Below are 17,235 nucleotides of genomic sequence, written 5' to 3' on the forward strand. Positions count from 1 at the left end.
GTAGTGGTTTATGCAAGTTAAGCGTTTTTTCGCCGCCGATATGCGTCAGGCCATGAAACTGGTTCGTGATGAGCTGGGCGCTGATGCCGCCATCATTGGCAATCGCCGGATCGCCGGCGGTGTCGAGCTGACGGCTGCCCTGGATTACAAATTGTCGGCGCTGGCCCCGCGTGTTCCGAACATGGAACTCGAGGATGAGCTGCGCAAGACCCAGTCGCGGATCGTCACCGCCCAGGCCGAACTGAGCCTGCGCGGCGATGGCGAGAGCGACAAGACCACCAATCGCCAGTTGTTCGCCGGCCTGCCGTTGACCGCCGCCGAACCGCTGATCGAACCGGCGCTCGCCGAACCTCGGCGTCCGGCCCCCGCGCCTGCTGCGGCGACCGGTGTCGATCCGCGCGCCTTCGATTCGATGCGTTTCGAGCTCAACAGCCTGCGTGAACTGATGGAAGTGCAGCTTGGCTCGCTGGCCTGGAATCAGCTGCAAGGCAGCCGTCCGGCCCAGGCCAACCTCTGGCGTCGCCTGCAACGCATCGGCCTGTCCGGCCCGTTGTCGCGCGATCTGCTGGCACTGATTACCGACATTGAAGAGCCTCGTCAGGCCTGGCGCATGTTGCTCGCGCACCTGGCGCGGATGATCGCCACCCCGGAAGTCGAGCCACTGGAAGAGGGCGGTGTGATTGCCATGGTCGGTCCGGCCGGCATGGGCAAGACCACCACGCTGGCCAAGCTTGCGGCCCGTTACGTGCTCAAGTACGGCGCGCAGAACATCGCGCTGGTGAGCATGGACAGCTATCGCATTGGTGCCCAGGAGCAGCTCAAGACACTGGGCCGGATCCTCAATGTGTCGGTGACCCACGTTGACCCGGGCCAATCCCTGGTGCAGGCGCTGGAGCCCTTGCTGCGCAAACGCGTGGTGCTGATCGATACCGCCGGCCTTCAGGCCAGCGATCCGGCACTGCGGATGCAGCTCGAAAGCCTGGCCGGGCGCGGCATCAAATCAAAAAATTATCTGGTCCTGGCAACCACCAGCCAGAAACAGGTTCTAACCGCCGCTTATCACAGTTACAAACGCTGCGGCCTCGCCGGCTGCATCCTGACTAAACTGGATGAAACGGCAAGTCTGGGCGAGGTGTTGAGCCTGGCGATCAGTCATGAGTTGCCGGTGGCTTACCTGACCGATGGTCCGCGGATTCCGGATGATTTGCATCTGCCACGTCGTCATCAGTTGGTCAGCCGCGCCGTTAGCGTACAAATGCAGGAAGAACCCAGCGAAGAAGCCATGGCTGACATGTTCGCTGATATTTACCACAGCCCGACCAAGCAGGTTGGCTGAGGTGTTAATGAACATTTTTTGTACCTACATCGATGGTCTGCCATGCATTGTTCCGATGGTGAACGCGCAGCCAGTAATGTGGCCTCCGTCTAAGTAAGACAAGGTAAAGAAATAACATGGGCAGCATGCATCCCGTACAGGTGATCGCGGTGACCGGCGGCAAAGGTGGCGTCGGGAAGACTAACGTGTCAGTGAACTTGTCCCTGGCTCTAGCTGAGCTCGGCCGGCGCGTCATGCTGCTGGATGCCGATCTGGGGCTGGCGAACGTCGACGTTCTGTTGGGACTGACACCCAAACGCACGCTGGCCGACGTGATCGAAGGCCGCTGTGAGCTGCGCGACGTGCTGTTGCAAGGGCCTGGCGGTATCCGCATCGTTCCGGCCGCCTCCGGCACCCAGAGCATGGTTCATCTGAGCCCGGCCCAGCATGCCGGCCTGATCCAGGCATTCAGCGACATCGGCGACAACCTCGACGTATTGGTGATCGACACCGCTGCGGGCATTGGTGACTCGGTAGTCAGCTTCGTGCGCGCCGCGCAGGAAGTCTTGCTGGTGGTGTGCGACGAGCCGACCTCGATCACCGACGCCTACGCGCTGATCAAACTGCTTAACCGCGACTACGGCATGAACCGCTTCCGCGTCTTGGCCAACATGGCGCAGAGCCCGCAGGAGGGCCGCAACCTGTTTGCCAAGTTGACCAAGGTCACGGATCGCTTCCTCGACGTCGCCTTACAATATGTCGGTGCGGTGCCTTACGACGAAAGCGTGCGCAAGGCTGTGCAGAAGCAACGCGCGGTGTATGAAGCCTTTCCGCGTTCCAAGTGCGCCCTGGCGTTCAAGGCGATCGCACAGAAGGTCGATACCTGGCCACTGCCGGCCAACCCGCGTGGGCACCTGGAGTTTTTCGTCGAGCGCCTCGTGCAACAAACGGCAGGACCCGTGCTATGACAGCCAGCGGTTACAACCTCTACAAGAAGTCGGCACGTGACGCGCAGTACGAGCTGATCGAGCGTTACGCGCCACTGGTCAAACGCATTGCCTACCACTTGCTGGCGCGTCTGCCGGCCAGTGTCCAGGTCGAAGACCTGATCCAGGCCGGGATGATCGGCCTGCTTGAAGTATCAACCAAATACGACGCCAGCAAAGGCGCGAGTTTCGAGACGTACGCGGGCATTCGAATCCGCGGCGCGATGCTCGATGAAGTGCGCAAGGGGGACTGGGCGCCACGTTCGGTCCATCGCAATACCCGCATGGTCAGCGACGCGATTCGCTCGATTGAAGCTAAAACCGGCCGTGACGCTAAAGATCACGAAGTTGCGGCCGAACTCCAATTGAGTCTCGACGATTATTACGGGATTTTGAACGACACCCTGGGCAGCCGGTTATTCAGTTTCGACGATCTGTTGCAGGACGGCGAACACGAAGGGCTGCATGAGGATGGCGCGAGTGCTCATCTCGAGCCGTCACGCGATCTGGAAGATGAACGCTTCCAGGCGGCGCTGGCGGACGCGATTGCCAATTTGCCGGAGCGTGAGCGACTGGTGTTGGCGCTGTACTACGACGAAGAGTTGAATCTCAAGGAAATCGGTGAGGTCCTGGGGGTTAGCGAATCTCGGGTCAGCCAGTTACACAGCCAGTGCGCGGCCCGTTTGCGGGGGCGTTTGGGGGAGTGGCGAGCGCGCTGAAGGCAGTGTGGGGACACTGCGAATGGAGCTGGTGTGGTGTTGAACCGTACCGGTCTCGATCTGTTGTGCTCCAGACAGTCATTGAGTGCTTTGCCGGATTGATTGAAATGGCGCGTCCAGGTGCTGGGCGCGTTTAAGACTGCTTGGAGGTCGAATTGGACAAGAACATGAAAATCCTCATCGTTGATGACTTCTCAACGATGCGGCGGATCATAAAAAACCTGTTGCGTGACCTTGGGTTCACCAACACCGCCGAGGCCGATGACGGGTTGACCGGGTTGCCGATGCTGCAAAGCGGTAACTTCGATTTTCTGGTGACCGACTGGAACATGCCCGGGATGACCGGCATCGACCTGCTTCGTGCGGTGCGCGCCGATGAAAGGCTCAAGCATCTGCCGGTGCTGATGGTGACCGCTGAAGCCAAGCGCGAGCAGATTATCGAAGCGGCCCAGGCCGGTGTTAACGGCTATGTGGTCAAGCCCTTCACGGCCCAGGCGTTGAAAGAAAAAATCGAGAAGATTTTCGAACGCATTGGCTGATGTACTGCGCACGGGGGAGCTATGGAGCATAACGAATCTTCACAGGGCGATTTCGAGTCGACCCTGAAAAAACACGCGGTCGAACTGGTCGACAGCCTTGAAAAAGGCAAGTTCGGCGACGCTGTGCAACTGATCCATGAGCTCAACCAGACCCGTGACCGCGGCCTGTATCAGGAAGTGGGCAAGCTCACCCGCGAGCTGCATAGCGCGATCGTCAATTTCCAGATTGACCCGCACATGCCGCAAGCCGAGGAAGTGTCTCAGATCACGGATGCCACCGAGCGCCTGTCCTATGTGGTCAAGCTGACCGAGGCCGCGGCCAACCGCACCATGGACCTGGTGGAAAACGCCACGCCGCTGATCAACAGCCTGAGCGACGAAGCCCAGGCGCTGAGCACGGATTGGGGACGGTTCATGCGTCGCGAAGTCGGGGCTGAAGAGTTCCGCGAGCTGGCCCGGCGGGTCGACGGTTTCCTGACACGCAGCAGTGAAGACAACCGCGTCGTGTCGAGCAACCTCAACGACATTCTGCTGGCCCAGGATTACCAGGACCTCACCGGCCAGGTGATCAAGCGTGTGACCCAATTGGTCACCGAAGTTGAAAGCAACCTGCTCAAGCTCGTACTCATGGCCAGTCACGTAGACCGCTTTGCGGGTATCGAACATGACCGTGAGGCGATGCTGGCTGAAAAAGATCCACAAAAACATCTCTCTCAGGGTGAAGGTCCGCAGATTCATGCCGATAAAAGAGAAGACGTTGTGTCCGGTCAGGACGATGTGGACGATTTGTTATCCAGTCTTGGATTTTAGTTTTCTGGGTTTTTAGACCTGTAGGAGCACCCCCTTAATGAGCTTCGGCGCCGATGAAGAGATCCTTCAGGATTTCCTGGTTGAGGCCGGCGAGATTCTAGAGCAACTGTCCGAGCAGCTGGTCGAGCTGGAAAGCCGACCCGATGATGCGGACTTGCTCAATGCAATTTTTCGCGGTTTTCACACTGTAAAAGGGGGCGCCGGCTTCCTCCAGCTCAACGAGCTGGTGGAGTGCTGTCACATCGCCGAGAACGTGTTCGACATCCTGCGCAAGGGTGAGCGTCGCGTCGACTCGGAACTGATGGACGTGGTTCTCGAAGCGCTGGACGCGGTGAACAGCATGTTCAGCGAAGTCCGCGAACGCAGCCCGATCACGGCTGCCACGCCTGAATTACTCGCGGCGCTGGCCCGTCTGGCCGAGCCGCAAATGGAAGACGCACCGGCGCCGGTCGCTGAAGTGGTTGAAGCACCGGTCGCTGAAAGCGAATCGGGTGACATTACCGATAACGAATTCGAACAACTGCTGGACTCGCTGAACGCCGTCAAGGCCCAGGCCGAGGCGCCTGTAGCGGCTGCGCAGCCTGTTTCGCAGCCTGCTGCCGATGCAGCCGCCAGTGACGAAATCACCGATGCCGAGTTCGAGTCGTTGCTCGATCAACTGCACGGCAAAGGCCAGTTCGCCGCCGATGCAGTAGCCGCAGCGCCCGCCGCACCGGCTGCTCCGAAAGCCGCCGGCGACAGCTCCGACATCACTGACGACGAGTTCGAAGCACTGCTCGACCAGTTGCACGGCAAAGGCAACTTTGCGGTCGATGCGCTGGAATCGGCAATCGCTTCGGCGCCAGCCCCGGCTGCGCCAACCGCCGCTGCGGCCGGTAGCGACCTGATCTCCGATCATGAATTCGAATCGCTGCTCGACGAATTGCATGGCAAGGGCAAGTTCACTGAAGTGGGCACTGCTTCTGCTGTTGCTTCGGTAGCGACTCCGGTTGCCAAGGCGCCAGCACCTGTGGCCAAAGCTCCCGAGCCAAAAGCTGAAGCGCCGAAGCCTGCCGCCGCCGCAGCACCGGCTCCTGCTCGTGCCCCGGCCGCGCCGCCCGCAGAAAAACCGACCAGCGAAGCCGAGACCACCGTGCGGGTCGACACCGCGCGTCTCGACGAAATCATGAACATGGTCGGCGAGCTGGTACTGGTGCGTAACCGCCTGGTCCGTCTGGGCCTCAACAGCGGCGACGAAGCCATGTCCAAGGCCGTGTCGAACCTCGACGTGGTCACGGCCGACCTGCAAACCGCGGTCATGAAGACCCGGATGCAACCGATCAAGAAAGTCTTCGGGCGCTTCCCGCGTCTGGTTCGCGACCTGGCTCGCCAGCTCAAGAAAGAGATCAACCTGGAACTGGTCGGCGAAGAAACCGACCTCGACAAGAACCTCGTCGAGGCCCTGGCCGACCCGTTGGTCCACTTGGTGCGCAACTCGGTCGACCACGGTATCGAAGAGCCGGCTGATCGCGAAGCGATGGGCAAGCCTCGCAGCGGCAAAGTGATTCTGTCTGCAGAACAGGAAGGCGATCACATCCTGCTGTCCATCTCCGATGACGGCAAGGGCATGGACGCTGACGTTTTGCGCGCCATCGCCGTGAAAAAAGGTTTGATGGACAAGGATGCGGCGGACCGTCTCAGCGAGTCCGATTGCTTCAACCTGATCTTCGCGCCGGGCTTCTCGACCAAGACCGAGATCTCCGACGTGTCCGGTCGTGGCGTGGGCATGGACGTGGTGAAAACCAAGATCGCCCAGCTCAACGGCACCATCAATATCTACTCGACCAAGGGCAAAGGCTCGAAGATCGTCATCAAGGTCCCGTTGACCCTGGCGATCATGCCGACGCTGATGGTCATGCTCGGCAACCAGGCGTTCGCGTTCCCGCTGGTGAACGTCAACGAGATCTTCCACCTCGACCTGTCGCGCACCAACGTGGTGGACGGCCAGGAAGTGGTGATCGTGCGGGACAAGGCGCTGCCCTTGTTCTACCTCAAGCGCTGGCTGGTCAGCTCCGCCGCTCACGAAGAGCAGCGCGAGGGCCATGTGGTGATCCTTTCGGTGGGTACTCAACGGATCGGCTTCGTCGTCGATCAGTTGGTGGGCCAGGAAGAAGTGGTCATCAAGCCATTGGGCAAAATGCTCCAGGGAACCCCGGGCATGTCCGGCGCCACCATCACCGGTGACGGCCGCATTGCTCTGATTCTCGATGTTCCGAGCATGCTCAAGCGTTACGCCGCACGGCGTATTTGATTCTGGGGGAGCGGGGCGCCAGAGCCTCGCCCCGTCTAACGGAGTGTTTATGGCAGTCAAAGTCCTGGTGGTGGACGATTCGGGGTTTTTCCGCCGCCGCGTCTCGGAAATTCTTGCAGCGGATACAAATATCCAGGTCGTCGGTACGGCGACCAACGGAAAAGAGGCGATCGATCAGGCCCTGGCCCTCAAGCCAGACGTGATCACCATGGACTACGAGATGCCAATGATGGACGGCATCACGGCGGTGCGGCACATCATGCAGCGCTGCCCGACCCCGGTATTGATGTTTTCCTCGCTGACCCACGAAGGCGCCCGGGTCACTCTCGATGCGCTGGACGCCGGCGCGGTGGACTTCCTGCCGAAGAATTTCGAAGACATCTCCCGTAACCCGGAGAAGGTCAAGCAACTGCTGTGCGAGAAGATTCTCAGCATCTCGCGCAGTAACCGTCGTGTCAGTGCCTACACCCCTCCGGCGCCGGTCGCTGCGCCAGCCCCGACGCCTGCGCCTTCGAGCGTCGGCAGCTACGGCAGCAGCGCGCCTGCGCGTCCGGCACCGGCACCGATTGCGGCGCGCCCCCATGCAGCGGCTCCGTCATTTCCTGCGCCGAAACGCAAAGCCTACAAATTGGTCGCCATCGGTACCTCCACCGGCGGCCCTGTTGCGCTGCAACGGGTTCTGACCCAGTTGCCGGCCAACTTCCCGGCACCCATCGTGTTGATCCAGCACATGCCGGCAGCCTTCACCAAGGCCTTCGCCGAGCGTCTGGACAAGCTGTGCCGCATCAGCGTCAAGGAAGCCGAGGATGGCGACATCCTGCGTCCGGGCCTGGCGCTGCTGGCACCGGGTGGCAAGCAGATGATGATCGACGGCCGTGGCGCGGTGAAAATCCTGCCGGGCGACGAACGTCTGAACTACAAGCCGTGCGTGGACATTACCTTCGGTTCCGCGGCCAAGTCCTACGGCGACAAAGTTCTGGCGGTGGTACTGACCGGCATGGGCGCTGACGGTCGCGAAGGCGCGCGTCTGCTCAAGCAGGGCGGCAGTGCGATCTGGGCCCAGGATGAAGCCAGCTGCGTGATCTATGGCATGCCGATGGCCATCGTCAAAGCCGAACTCGCGGACGCGGTGTACAGCCTCGACGACATCGGTCGGCATCTGGTTGAGGCTTGCATCTGATGGATGTGCTCAGCCTTATCGGGATCATCATGGCGTTTGTCGCCATCATCGGCGGCAACTACCTTGAAGGCGGTCACCTTGGCGCGCTGGCCAACGGCCCGGCGGCGTTGATCGTACTCGGTGGCACCATCGGTGCCGCGCTGCTGCAATCGCCGATGAGTGCCTTCAAGCGCGCCATGCAGATTCTCGCCTGGATTCTGTTTCCGCCTCGCGTGGACCTGGCCGGCGGCATTGATCGCGTGGTGAACTGGAGCCTGACCGCTCGCAAGGAAGGTTTGCTCGGGCTGGAAGGAGTGGCCGACGCCGAACCCGACAGCTACTCGCGCAAAGGCCTGCAACTGCTGGTCGACGGTGCCGAGCCGGAAGCGATTCGCAGCATTCTGGAAGTGGATTTCTACACCCAGGAAAGCCGCGACATCGAAGCCGCCAAAGTCTTTGAAAGCATGGGCGGCTACGCGCCGACCATCGGTATCATCGGTGCGGTGATGGGCCTGATCCACGTCATGGGCAACCTGGCCGATCCATCGCAACTGGGCAGCGGCATTGCCGTCGCCTTCGTCGCCACCATCTACGGCGTGGCCAGTGCCAACCTGGTGCTGCTGCCGATTGCCGCCAAGCTCAAGTCCATCGCGTTGCGGCAGTCGCGCTATCGCGAAATGTTGCTGGAAGGGATCCTGTCGATCGCCGAAGGTGAAAACCCTCGCTCTATTGAGTTGAAGCTTCAGGGCTTCATGGATTGATGGGGGAAATGAATCATGGCTCGTCGCAGGCAACCTGAAGAACATGTGAACCATGAACGTTGGCTCGTCTCTTACGCCGACTTCATCACCTTGCTGTTCGCGTTTTTCGTGGTGATGTACTCGATCTCGTCGATCAACGAAGGCAAGTACAAGATCATTTCCGAGGCGTTGATCGGGGTGTTTACCGACTCTGACCGCGCCCTCAAGCCGATTCCCATCGGCGAAGAGCGACCGCAGACCGTGACCCCGGCCAAGCCATTGGTCAAGGACAGCGAGCAGGTCGACGCCGGCATTGCCGGTGCCAGCGACCCGCTCAAAAGCATCGCCGATGACATCAGCGCGGCGTTCGGCGACTTGATCAGTTCCAATCAGATGACCGTGCGCGGCAACGAGTTGTGGGTTGAGATCGAACTCAACTCCAGCCTGTTGTTCGGCAGCGGCGACGCGATGCCCAGCGACATCGCGTTCAACATCATCGACAAGGTTGCCGCGATCCTCCGGCCCTTCGACAACCCGATCCACGTCGAAGGCTTCACCGACGATCAACCGATCCGCACCGCGCAATACCCGACCAACTGGGAACTGTCCTCGGCCCGTTCGGCGAGCATCGTGCGGATGCTGGCGATGCAGGGTGTAAACCCCGGTCGTCTGGCGTCGGTGGGTTATGGCGAGTTCCAGCCAGTGGCCAACAACGCCACCGCCGAAGGTCGCGCGCGCAACCGTCGGGTGGTGCTGGTGGTGTCACGCAATCTTGATGTACGCCGTAGCCTCACCGGTACCGGAACGGCTCATGCACAACCGGATGCCGCATTGAAGCGGGCTGGCACACAAACTGCACCGACCCCGGTCAAGTCGCCGGGACGCGAGAGTGCCGTCAATTCTCCGTCACCCGCATTAATACGTTGAGCTATTTCTCGGTCGACGTTTTCGACCGGGAGGAACAATCCGAATGAGAGTCTGGGCAGTTGCCAATCAAAAGGGTGGTGTCGGTAAAACCACTTCCTCCATTGCTTTAGCCGGTTTACTGGCGGAGGCGGGCAAGCGCGTGGTTGTCGTCGATCTCGACCCCCACGGCTCCATGACCAGCTACTTCGGTTACGACCCCGACAGCCTGGAGCACAGCAGCTACGACCTGTTCCTGCACAAGGGCAGCGTGCCGCAAGGCTTGCCCGGTCAGTTGTTGATGCCCACCAGTGACGAACGCATTTCCCTGTTGCCATCGAGCACCGCGCTGGCCACCCTTGAGCGCCAGTCGCCGGGCCAGAGCGGTTTGGGCCTGGTGATCGCCAAGAGTCTGGCGCAGTTGTGGCAAGACTTCGATTACGCCGTGATCGACAGCCCGCCGTTGCTCGGCGTGCTGATGGTCAATGCCTTGGCGGCCAGCCAGCAGTTGGTGATTCCGGTGCAGACCGAGCACCTGGCGGTCAAAGGCCTGGAACGCATGGTCAACACGCTCGCGATGATCAACCGCTCGCGCAAACTGGCATTGCCGTTCAACATCGTGCCAACCCTGTTCGACCGCCGCACCCAGGCTTCCCTCGGCACCCTGCGCGTGCTGCGCGACAAGTACCCGGAAGAAATCTGGCAAGGCTACATCCCGATCGACACCCGCTTGCGTGACGCGAGCCGGGCAGGGCTGACGCCTTCGCAATTCGATGGCAAGAGTCGCGGCGTTCTCGCCTACCGCGCACTGCTCAAGCATCTGTTGGCCCAGCAACTTGTTCCGCAGGTGGCCTGACATGAACCCAATTATCTCTGTAGGAGCTGCCGCAGGCTGCGATCTTTTGATCTTGCTTTGTGGCGTTCCTGAAATGGTCAGAAGATCGCAGCCTGCGGCAGCTCCTACGGCGGTATTCGCATGACCCGGCCGGTGAAAATCACCTCGCGCCCGCAATTGGCCCTTCAGTCTTATCTGGATGGCTTGCTGCAGGACGCGACCGAAGAGCTGTTGCCTGAAGTCGAGGCGCTGCCCGAGGTTGTCGAGGCTGAAGCTGCTCTGGACGAGTTCCAGGCGGCGGTGCTCGAAGAGCAGGCGCGCGATGCGCAGACACCCGCAGTGGCCGCAGCCCCCATCGTCGCGCCAGTGGTGAAAGCACCGGTGACCGTGATCGAAGCGCCGGCACCGATTCTGGCGCCCGTGTCGACGATTGCGCCGTTGCTGCAAGCATTGGTGCCGCCGGTGGTGGAAGTTCATCTGCCGCCGAGCAATACACCGCCTCCGGTGGAAAACGACGGTCGCCCGGCATGGGCGGCCGAGCCGTTCGAATGCCTGTTGTTCGACGTCGCCGGGTTGACCCTGGCGGTGCCGCTGGTGTGCCTGGGTTCGATTTATTCCCTGGCCGGTCACGAGCTGACGCCGTTGTTCGGTCAGCCGGAATGGTTCCTCGGGATCCTGCCGAGCCAGGCCGGCAACCTGAAAGTGCTGGATACCGCACGCTGGGTCATGCCGGACCGCTACCGCGATGATTTCCGCCAGGGCCTGCAATACGTTATTTCGGTCCAGGGCTACGAATGGGGGCTGGCCGTGCATCAGGTCAGCCGCTCGTTGCGTCTGGACCCGAATGAAATCAAATGGAGAAGTCACCGGGGGCAGCGGCCATGGCTCGCCGGCACGGTGATTGAACACATGTGCGCCTTGCTCGATGTCGCCGCACTGGCCGAATTGATCGCCAGCGGCGGGGTGAAGCACATGGGCGGCAGTAAGCCGAACCACAAACCGACATAAAAACACGCATCGGCATTCAAGTGCCGGTGCACTGAATACACACCGCTAGGGCGGTTTTTCGAGGGGTCAGGGTATGAATGACAAGGCGACGGCGGCAAAAGGTTCCGAAGATCCGATCCTGCAATGGGTCACCTTCAAGCTGGACAATGAAACCTACGGCATCAACGTGATGCGCGTGCAGGAAGTCCTGCGCTACACCGAAATCGCTCCGGTGCCGGGTGCCCCGAGCTACGTGCTGGGTATCATCAACCTGCGTGGCAACGTGGTCACCGTGATCGACACCCGCCAGCGTTTCGGCCTGGGCACGGTCGACGTCAGCGACAACACCCGCATCGTCATCATCGAAGCCGACAAGCAAGTGGTCGGGATCATGGTCGACAGCGTGGCTGAAGTGGTTTATCTGCGTCAGTCGGAAATCGAGACCGCACCGAACGTCGGTAATGAAGAGTCCGCCAAGTTCATTCAAGGCGTGTGCAACAAGAACAACGAATTGCTGATCCTGGTCGAGCTGGACAAGATGATGAGCGAAGAAGAATGGTCGGAACTGGAGAGTATCTGATTGATTCTTGAGGTGGCTGTGATTGTCCTGTTCCTCTTGTGGGCAGGCACGCTGGCAATGTTCCTGGCGTACATCCGCGCTCAAAGGCAGATCGCCGCACAACAGGCCCAGGGCGATGCGCTGCGCGATCAGCGCATCAAGGACCTGGCCAAGCGCGTCGACGACTACCAGAACGGCAATGTGCGCATGGGGGAGGACCTGCACGAACTGCGCGCGGTGGTCGGGCCGTTGCCGGACAAACTGGCGCAGTTGGAACAGCGTGATCCGTCGAGCCTTTCATTCGCCCAGGCCGCGCGTCTGGTGGGGATGGGGGCCAGCGTCGATGAGCTGACTCAGTCTTGCGGCTTGACCCAGGCTGAGGCGGAGTTGATGAGCAAGTTGCACAGAAACTGAGAAGATCAAAAGATCGCAGTCTCGTTGCACTCGACAGCTCCTACAGGGCGTACACCATTCCAATGTAGGAGCTGTCGAGTGCAACGAGGCTGCGATCTTTTTGCATTCAACAAAGATTCAATAATCATCCCCGCGCTCGGTAATGTCCTTCTCCACCATCCCCACATCCGAATCATGCCCCGCCGGAAACTTGCCCTTCAAATTCCACGCAAACGCAATGATCTCGGCAATCGTGCGGTACAACTCCTCGGGAATACTCTCTCCCAATTCCATCCGCGCCAGCAGTTTCACCAACTCGGCGTTCTCGTAAATTGGCACTTCATAATCCCGGGCGATCCGCAGAATTTCTTCAGCCAGTTCTTCGTCGCCTTTGGCCGTGAGGGTAGGGGCGTGGCTGCCGTCGTATTTTAGGGCGATGGCCTGGCGTGGTGCGGTGGATTCGTTCATGCGGTTTCGTCGACCCAGCGTTGTTCGAGGCGGGTTTGAGGGCCTTGTGGCGGTGTGCCGAGGTGGCAATCCAGATCGCCGACGTTCAGCCCGGAATCCAGCAGGCGCTGGCGCAGCGCGGCCAGATTGCTTTCGATCAGGCTCGCGGTGTACGGCCGTTCGGCCCACAGCTGACTGGAGAGGCTGCCTTTGATCAGTTGGGCCTGTATCTGCAACGGCCCCAATGGTTCCATGTCGAACGCCAGCTCGACGCGCCATAGCGGTTGCTTGGGTTCGCGTTCGTCGCGGCGTTCGCGCGGTTGTTCTTTTTCGGGGGCTTCTTCGCGCTGGAATTTGACCTGTAACGGCACGATGTCCTGCAGGTTGCGCATGGGGATTTCCAGTTGCCAGGTGCTCATCAAACGCCCGTCGCTGGTCACACCAGTCTGCTCAAGACTCGACAGCTGATGACTTTGCAAACGTGAAACCGCCGCCGCAGCCAGGCGCAGCAGGTGCTCGAGATCATCTTCGCCTTCGGCGCTTTGCAGCAGGCGCTCGGGCAGTGGGAAGCTGGTCGGCGACGGCTTGGCACTGACTTGCCCGAGCATGCCGAGGGCATTGCGCACGAAACTCGGCATGGCCTGGACCAGGGTGTTGGCGGCGATGATTGCGTTGAAATTGGTGTTGGCCGGCAGGCCCGGCGTCAGTTGGGCGATCAGCTTGAGCAGGTCGCCTTTCATGTCTGGCGCCAGCGTCGGGTTTTGTCCGGTCAGTAATTTAGCTTCAAGAAACAGACCGCTATTGGCCAGCGCCTGGGCCAAGCCTTTGGGCGTACTCAATTGTTGGACGTCCGGCAGGCCGGCGAGCAATTTGTCCACGGCGGCGCGCAGGTCGCTGGAGGTCTGATCCGACGGCGGCAGGTTTTGCAGGACCTTGACCAAGCCATCCAGAGAACCCTGGCGACTTTGCTGGCTGACCAATTGTTGCGTCACCGCCAACTGTTCCTGACGGCTGCTCAGCGGCACGAATTTGAGGGTCTGGGTGTCCTGCACCAGGGCGCTCAGCAAGGTGCCGATGCGCAGCGGTGTCGGGCTGTCGATGCTCAGCGTGCTGCCGCTCAGCGCGGTGTTGAGCAGGCTTACCATCGAGCGAAACACTGTCGGCTGGCCCGGCACCTGCGGCATCACCTGAGAGGTCAGCACTTTGCCTTGCAGCAGGGTGCCGACCGGCAGTTGCGCGGTGTCGATACGGGTAAGGGTGGCGACGCTGGAGGCGATGGCCTGTTGCACCGTGACCGACAGATTGCCCGCCGACGGCTGGGTGATCGACAGACTGGTGCCCTGGGGCAAAGGCTGAGTGCTGGTGGCCTGGACCGTGGTCTGGCGGCCGTTGTCGAGGGTGACCTTGAGCAACAGTTGAAAGGTCTGATCCGCCTGCTTGAGCGACAGCACTTCAGCCTTGGCGGTCTGACCGGCCGTGATCAGGCCCTCCACCGGCGTCAGCAGCTTGAGCAGCTCGCCGCTGATCACCAACGGACGCGCAGTCGCCGGGGTGGTTGGCGGGAGCGGGAGGATGTTCATTTCGCCTGTCATACGCGGACACAACCTGAGGAAATTGCACTCTTGAGAGTGAGACACGGCATGTATAATGCCGCCCGTCTTCCGCTGAGTGGCGAAAACATTGCAATTGATTGACGCAGCTCTCTAGAACAAGCCGTCATAGCATCTATGCTGCATCTCTTTAACGGCCGCGCCAGAGCCGACTTGAACCGCATAAGGCCCTTGAACCCTTGACCAGTCCTGTCCTGCAAACCGTTGCCCTTGCCTGTGAGCGAGACCTTCGGCTGCTTTTCGAAAATCTCGAATTGCGACTGGCCAGTGGCGAAATGTTACAGATCAGCGGCCCCAACGGCAGTGGCAAGACCAGCCTGTTACGTCTGCTTTGTGGCTTGATGCACCCAACCGCCGGTCAAGTGTTGCTCAACGGCCTGCCACTGAACGAACAGCGCAGCGAACTGGCGCGCAACCTGCTGTGGATCGGCCACGCCGCCGGCATCAAGGACCTGCTGACCCCCGAAGAAAACCTCAGCTGGCTCTGCGCCTTGCATCAACCGGCCTCCCATGAGGCGATCTGGCAAGCGCTGGCGGCGGTGGGGCTGCGCGGTTTCGAGGATGTTCCCTGTCACACCCTGTCTGCCGGCCAGCAACGTCGTGTGGCGTTGGCGCGGTTGTACCTGGACAGCCCGCCGCTATGGATCCTCGACGAGCCGTTCACTGCGCTCGACAAACAAGGCGTGGCGCAACTCGAAGAACACCTGGCCGCGCACTGCGAGCGGGGCGGCATGGTGGTGCTGACCACTCACCACACGCTGAGCCGGATGCCGGCCGGCTATCGCGACATTAATTTGGGGAATTGGGCCGTATGAGTGTTTTCGGCCTGTTGGTCGCCCGTGAGGCCCGTTTGCTGTTCCGCCGTCCCGCCGAATTGGCGAACCCGTTGGTATTTTTCGCCATCGTCGTTTCCTTGTTCCCGCTGGCGGTCGGTCCCGAGACTCAATTGTTGCAAACCTTGTCTCCGGGACTGGTCTGGGTGGCGGCGCTTTTATCGGTTTTGCTCTCGCTGGACGGGCTCTTCCGCAGTGATTTCGAAGACGGATCCCTTGAACAGTGGGTCCTTTCGTCGCACCCTCTGCCTCTTCTGGTGCTGGCCAAGGTGCTGGCACACTGGGCCTTTTCTGGCCTGGCACTGGTTTTGCTCGCGCCATTGCTGGCGCTGATGCTCGGTTTGCCTGCCGCTTGTCTGCCGGTGTTGCTGCTTTCTTTATTGCTCGGTACACCGGTGTTGAGCCTGCTCGGTGCGGTGGGCGCAGCGCTGACGGTAGGATTGAAGCGTGGTGGCCTGTTGCTGGCGCTGCTGATTCTGCCGCTGTATATCCCGGTGTTGATTCTCGGCAGTGGCGCCTTGCAGGCGGCATTGCAGGGCATGCCGGCGACCGGTTATCTCTTGTGGCTTGGTAGCCTGACCGCCCTGGCGATAACCCTGGCACCTTTTGCAATAGCTGCTGGCCTGAAGATCAGTGTCGGCGAATAATGAGGTCTGGTTAAAATTTAACCAGTAAAGACCCTTTGGCTGCTTCGTGATAACGAACAGCAACCGTGATGGAAACAGCAATGAACTGGACCTGGTTTCATAAGCTCGGCTCGCCCAAATGGTTTTACGGCATCAGTGGCAAATTGCTGCCCTGGCTGAGCGTCGCGGCGTTGCTGCTGATTAGCGTCGGCGTGGTCTGGGGCCTGGCCTTCGCACCGCCGGACTACCAGCAAGGCAACAGCTTTCGAATCATCTATATCCACGTTCCCGCCGCCATGCTGGCGCAATCGATCTACGTGATGCTGGCCGTGTGCGGCATTGTCGGGCTGGTGTGGAAAATGAAACTGGCCGACGTCGCCTTGCAATGCGCCGCCCCGATCGGTGCCTGGATGACCGCCGTGGCGCTGGTCACCGGGGCGATCTGGGGCAAACCGACCTGGGGTTCGTGGTGGGTCTGGGATGCGCGACTTACGTCCATGTTGATTCTGCTGTTTCTGTACTTCGGTCTTATTGCGCTGGGCAACGCCATCAGCAATCGTGACAGCGCGTCCAAGGCCTGCGCGGTGCTGGCGATTGTCGGTGTGATCAACATCCCGATCATCAAATATTCGGTGGAGTGGTGGAACACCCTGCACCAGGGCGCGACGTTCACCCTCACCGAAAAACCGGCGATGCCCGCCGAGATGTGGCTGCCGCTGCTGCTGACGGTGTTGGGTTTCTACTGTTTCTTCGGCGCGGTGCTGTTGCTGCGCATGCGCCTTGAAGTGCTCAAGCGCGAAGCCCGGGCGAGCTGGGTGAAATCCGAAGTGCAGAACAGTCTGGAGGCCGCTCGATGAGTTTCGCTTCATTCGGCGACTTTCTCGCCATGGGCCATCACGGCCTGTATGTCTGGTCAGCCTATGGCATTTGCCTGGCGGTGCTGGCCCTCAACGTGGCGGCGCCGATCCTGGCCCGCAAGCGGTATCTGCAACAAGAGGCGCGTCGTTTGCGCCGGGAGAACGGCCAGTGAATCCGCTGCGTAAAAAGCGTCTTGTCATCATTCTCGCGATCCTGGTCGGTGTCGGCGCTGCCGTCGGCCTGGCCCTGAGCGCCCTGCAGCAGAACATCAATCTGTTTTACACCCCGACCCAGATCGCCAACGGCGAAGCGCCGCAAGACACGCGCATCCGTGCGGGCGGCATGGTCGAAAAAGGCTCGCTGCAACGTTCCGGCGATTCCCTGGACGTGAAATTCATCGTCACCGACTTCAACAAATCCGTGACCATCAGCTATCGCGGCATCCTCCCGGACCTGTTCCGCGAAGGGCAGGGCATCGTTGCCCTCGGCAAGCTCAACGCTGAAGGCGTGGTGGTGGCCGACGAAGTGCTGGCCAAGCACGACGAGAAGTACATGCCGCCGGAAGTGACCAAGGCGTTGAAAGACAGTGGTCAGTCGGCACCTACGCCAGCCAAGGAGGGCTAACG

At 60.6% G+C, this 17,235-nt stretch carries 20 protein-coding genes; 18 read left to right on the plus strand and 2 right to left on the minus strand.

Features of this window, described 5'->3' with window-relative positions; all coding sequences use genetic code 11:
• Positions 1–10: 10 nt before the first annotated feature.
• From flhF to AC1D2Q_RS17155, 13 genes are all read left to right on the plus strand, one after another.
• Positions 11–1,336, plus strand: a complete 1,326-nt coding sequence (flhF, locus tag AC1D2Q_RS17095; RefSeq protein ID WP_018925058.1) for a flagellar biosynthesis GTPase FlhF — start codon at positions 11–13, stop codon at positions 1,334–1,336.
• 116 nt (positions 1,337–1,452) lie between these two features.
• Positions 1,453–2,283, plus strand: coding sequence for a flagellar synthesis regulator FleN (gene fleN / locus AC1D2Q_RS17100; RefSeq protein WP_003222917.1), 831 nt, complete (start codon positions 1,453–1,455; stop codon positions 2,281–2,283).
• The gene (gene fliA, locus AC1D2Q_RS17105) at positions 2,280–3,020 is read left to right on the plus strand and encodes an RNA polymerase sigma factor FliA (RefSeq protein ID WP_007894214.1); all 741 of its coding nucleotides are present in this window, start codon (positions 2,280–2,282) and stop codon (positions 3,018–3,020) included. The genes fleN and fliA overlap by 4 nt, the downstream gene beginning before the upstream one ends.
• 167 nt (positions 3,021–3,187) lie before the next feature.
• Positions 3,188–3,559, plus strand: coding sequence for a chemotaxis response regulator CheY (locus AC1D2Q_RS17110; protein ID WP_167331167.1), 372 nt, complete (start codon positions 3,188–3,190; stop codon positions 3,557–3,559).
• Positions 3,560–3,580: 21 nt separating this feature from the next.
• The gene (locus AC1D2Q_RS17115) at positions 3,581–4,369 is read left to right on the plus strand and encodes a protein phosphatase CheZ (RefSeq protein WP_018925061.1); all 789 of its coding nucleotides are present in this window, start codon (positions 3,581–3,583) and stop codon (positions 4,367–4,369) included.
• A 37-nt stretch (positions 4,370–4,406) separates the two neighbouring features.
• Positions 4,407–6,659: a chemotaxis protein CheA gene (locus tag AC1D2Q_RS17120; RefSeq protein WP_477813927.1), complete on the plus strand. Its 2,253-nt coding sequence runs from the start codon at positions 4,407–4,409 to the stop codon at positions 6,657–6,659.
• 49 nt (positions 6,660–6,708) lie between these two features.
• On the plus strand, positions 6,709–7,839 hold the full coding sequence (locus AC1D2Q_RS17125) for a protein-glutamate methylesterase/protein-glutamine glutaminase (protein WP_477813928.1): 1,131 nt from the start codon (positions 6,709–6,711) through the stop codon (positions 7,837–7,839).
• Positions 7,839–8,579, plus strand: coding sequence for a flagellar motor protein (locus AC1D2Q_RS17130; RefSeq protein ID WP_007938659.1), 741 nt, complete (start codon positions 7,839–7,841; stop codon positions 8,577–8,579). Before AC1D2Q_RS17125 ends, AC1D2Q_RS17130 begins: the two co-directional genes overlap by 1 nt.
• A 12-nt stretch (positions 8,580–8,591) precedes the next feature.
• Positions 8,592–9,485, plus strand: coding sequence for a flagellar motor protein MotD (gene motD / locus AC1D2Q_RS17135; protein ID WP_477813965.1), 894 nt, complete (start codon positions 8,592–8,594; stop codon positions 9,483–9,485).
• A gap of 43 nt (positions 9,486–9,528) precedes the next feature.
• On the plus strand, positions 9,529–10,317 hold the full coding sequence (locus AC1D2Q_RS17140; protein WP_007938661.1) for a ParA family protein: 789 nt from the start codon (positions 9,529–9,531) through the stop codon (positions 10,315–10,317).
• Between the two features lie 120 nt (positions 10,318–10,437).
• Complete coding sequence (locus AC1D2Q_RS17145) at positions 10,438–11,304, plus strand: CheW domain-containing protein (RefSeq protein ID WP_477813929.1); 867 nt, start codon at positions 10,438–10,440, stop codon at positions 11,302–11,304.
• 73 nt (positions 11,305–11,377) lie between these two features.
• Positions 11,378–11,863, plus strand: coding sequence for a chemotaxis protein CheW (locus AC1D2Q_RS17150; protein ID WP_007938663.1), 486 nt, complete (start codon positions 11,378–11,380; stop codon positions 11,861–11,863).
• On the plus strand, positions 11,864–12,256 hold the full coding sequence (locus AC1D2Q_RS17155) for a DUF2802 domain-containing protein (RefSeq protein ID WP_105339832.1): 393 nt from the start codon (positions 11,864–11,866) through the stop codon (positions 12,254–12,256).
• A 117-nt stretch (positions 12,257–12,373) separates the two neighbouring features.
• On the opposite strand, the gene AC1D2Q_RS17160 is transcribed toward AC1D2Q_RS17155, so the two are convergent.
• Together AC1D2Q_RS17160 and fliK are read right to left on the minus strand one after the other, a co-directional pair.
• Positions 12,374–12,703 carry an EscU/YscU/HrcU family type III secretion system export apparatus switch protein gene (locus AC1D2Q_RS17160; RefSeq protein WP_477813930.1) on the minus strand — a complete coding sequence of 110 codons (330 nt, stop codon included), beginning with the start codon at positions 12,701–12,703 and terminating at the stop codon, positions 12,374–12,376.
• On the minus strand, positions 12,700–14,274 hold the full coding sequence (fliK, locus tag AC1D2Q_RS17165) for a flagellar hook-length control protein FliK (protein ID WP_477813931.1): 1,575 nt from the start codon (positions 14,272–14,274) through the stop codon (positions 12,700–12,702). The genes AC1D2Q_RS17160 and fliK overlap by 4 nt, the downstream gene beginning before the upstream one ends.
• 197 nt (positions 14,275–14,471) lie before the next feature.
• On the opposite strand from fliK, the gene ccmA reads away from it, so the two are divergent.
• From ccmA to ccmE, 5 genes are all read left to right on the plus strand, one after another.
• Positions 14,472–15,107, plus strand: a complete 636-nt coding sequence (gene ccmA / locus AC1D2Q_RS17170) for a cytochrome c biogenesis heme-transporting ATPase CcmA (RefSeq protein ID WP_477813932.1) — start codon at positions 14,472–14,474, stop codon at positions 15,105–15,107.
• Complete coding sequence (gene ccmB, locus AC1D2Q_RS17175) at positions 15,104–15,772, plus strand: heme exporter protein CcmB (RefSeq protein ID WP_007939195.1); 669 nt, start codon at positions 15,104–15,106, stop codon at positions 15,770–15,772. The genes ccmA and ccmB overlap by 4 nt, the downstream gene beginning before the upstream one ends.
• An 80-nt stretch (positions 15,773–15,852) precedes the next feature.
• On the plus strand, positions 15,853–16,608 hold the full coding sequence (locus tag AC1D2Q_RS17180) for a heme ABC transporter permease (RefSeq protein ID WP_477813933.1): 756 nt from the start codon (positions 15,853–15,855) through the stop codon (positions 16,606–16,608).
• Entirely contained in the window at positions 16,605–16,781 is a 177-nt protein-coding gene (ccmD, locus tag AC1D2Q_RS17185; protein ID WP_007939192.1) for a heme exporter protein CcmD, read from the plus strand. The genes AC1D2Q_RS17180 and ccmD overlap by 4 nt, the downstream gene beginning before the upstream one ends.
• The gene (ccmE, locus tag AC1D2Q_RS17190; RefSeq protein ID WP_477813934.1) at positions 16,778–17,233 is read left to right on the plus strand and encodes a cytochrome c maturation protein CcmE; all 456 of its coding nucleotides are present in this window, start codon (positions 16,778–16,780) and stop codon (positions 17,231–17,233) included. Before ccmD ends, ccmE begins: the two co-directional genes overlap by 4 nt.
• Positions 17,234–17,235: the final 2 nt, after the last annotated feature.

Source organism: Pseudomonas sp. P1_A1 (assembly GCF_056406935.1).

Bases quoted from the DNA above. Each gene is read 5' to 3' on its own strand.
- AC1D2Q_RS17150 (WP_007938663.1), top strand. From the start codon at position 11,378: ATGAATGACAAGGCGACGGCGGCAAAAGGTTCCGAAGATCCGATCCTG.
- AC1D2Q_RS17180 (WP_477813933.1), top strand. From the start codon at position 15,853: ATGAACTGGACCTGGTTTCATAAGCTCGGCTCGCCCAAATGGTTTTAC.
- AC1D2Q_RS17125 (WP_477813928.1), top strand. From the start codon at position 6,709: ATGGCAGTCAAAGTCCTGGTGGTGGACGATTCGGGGTTTTTCCGCCGC.
- AC1D2Q_RS17160 (WP_477813930.1), bottom strand. From the start codon at position 12,703: ATGAACGAATCCACCGCACCACGCCAGGCCATCGCCCTAAAATACGAC.
- ccmB (WP_007939195.1), top strand. From the start codon at position 15,104: ATGAGTGTTTTCGGCCTGTTGGTCGCCCGTGAGGCCCGTTTGCTGTTC.
- AC1D2Q_RS17130 (WP_007938659.1), top strand. From the start codon at position 7,839: ATGGATGTGCTCAGCCTTATCGGGATCATCATGGCGTTTGTCGCCATC.
- ccmD (WP_007939192.1), top strand. From the start codon at position 16,605: ATGAGTTTCGCTTCATTCGGCGACTTTCTCGCCATGGGCCATCACGGC.
- flhF (WP_018925058.1), top strand. From the start codon at position 11: ATGCAAGTTAAGCGTTTTTTCGCCGCCGATATGCGTCAGGCCATGAAA.
- fleN (WP_003222917.1), top strand. From the start codon at position 1,453: ATGGGCAGCATGCATCCCGTACAGGTGATCGCGGTGACCGGCGGCAAA.
- AC1D2Q_RS17140 (WP_007938661.1), top strand. From the start codon at position 9,529: ATGAGAGTCTGGGCAGTTGCCAATCAAAAGGGTGGTGTCGGTAAAACC.
- fliA (WP_007894214.1), top strand. From the start codon at position 2,280: ATGACAGCCAGCGGTTACAACCTCTACAAGAAGTCGGCACGTGACGCG.
- AC1D2Q_RS17110 (WP_167331167.1), top strand. From the start codon at position 3,188: ATGAAAATCCTCATCGTTGATGACTTCTCAACGATGCGGCGGATCATA.
- AC1D2Q_RS17145 (WP_477813929.1), top strand. From the start codon at position 10,438: ATGACCCGGCCGGTGAAAATCACCTCGCGCCCGCAATTGGCCCTTCAG.
- AC1D2Q_RS17120 (WP_477813927.1), top strand. From the start codon at position 4,407: ATGAGCTTCGGCGCCGATGAAGAGATCCTTCAGGATTTCCTGGTTGAG.
- AC1D2Q_RS17115 (WP_018925061.1), top strand. From the start codon at position 3,581: ATGGAGCATAACGAATCTTCACAGGGCGATTTCGAGTCGACCCTGAAA.
- fliK (WP_477813931.1), bottom strand. From the start codon at position 14,274: ATGACAGGCGAAATGAACATCCTCCCGCTCCCGCCAACCACCCCGGCG.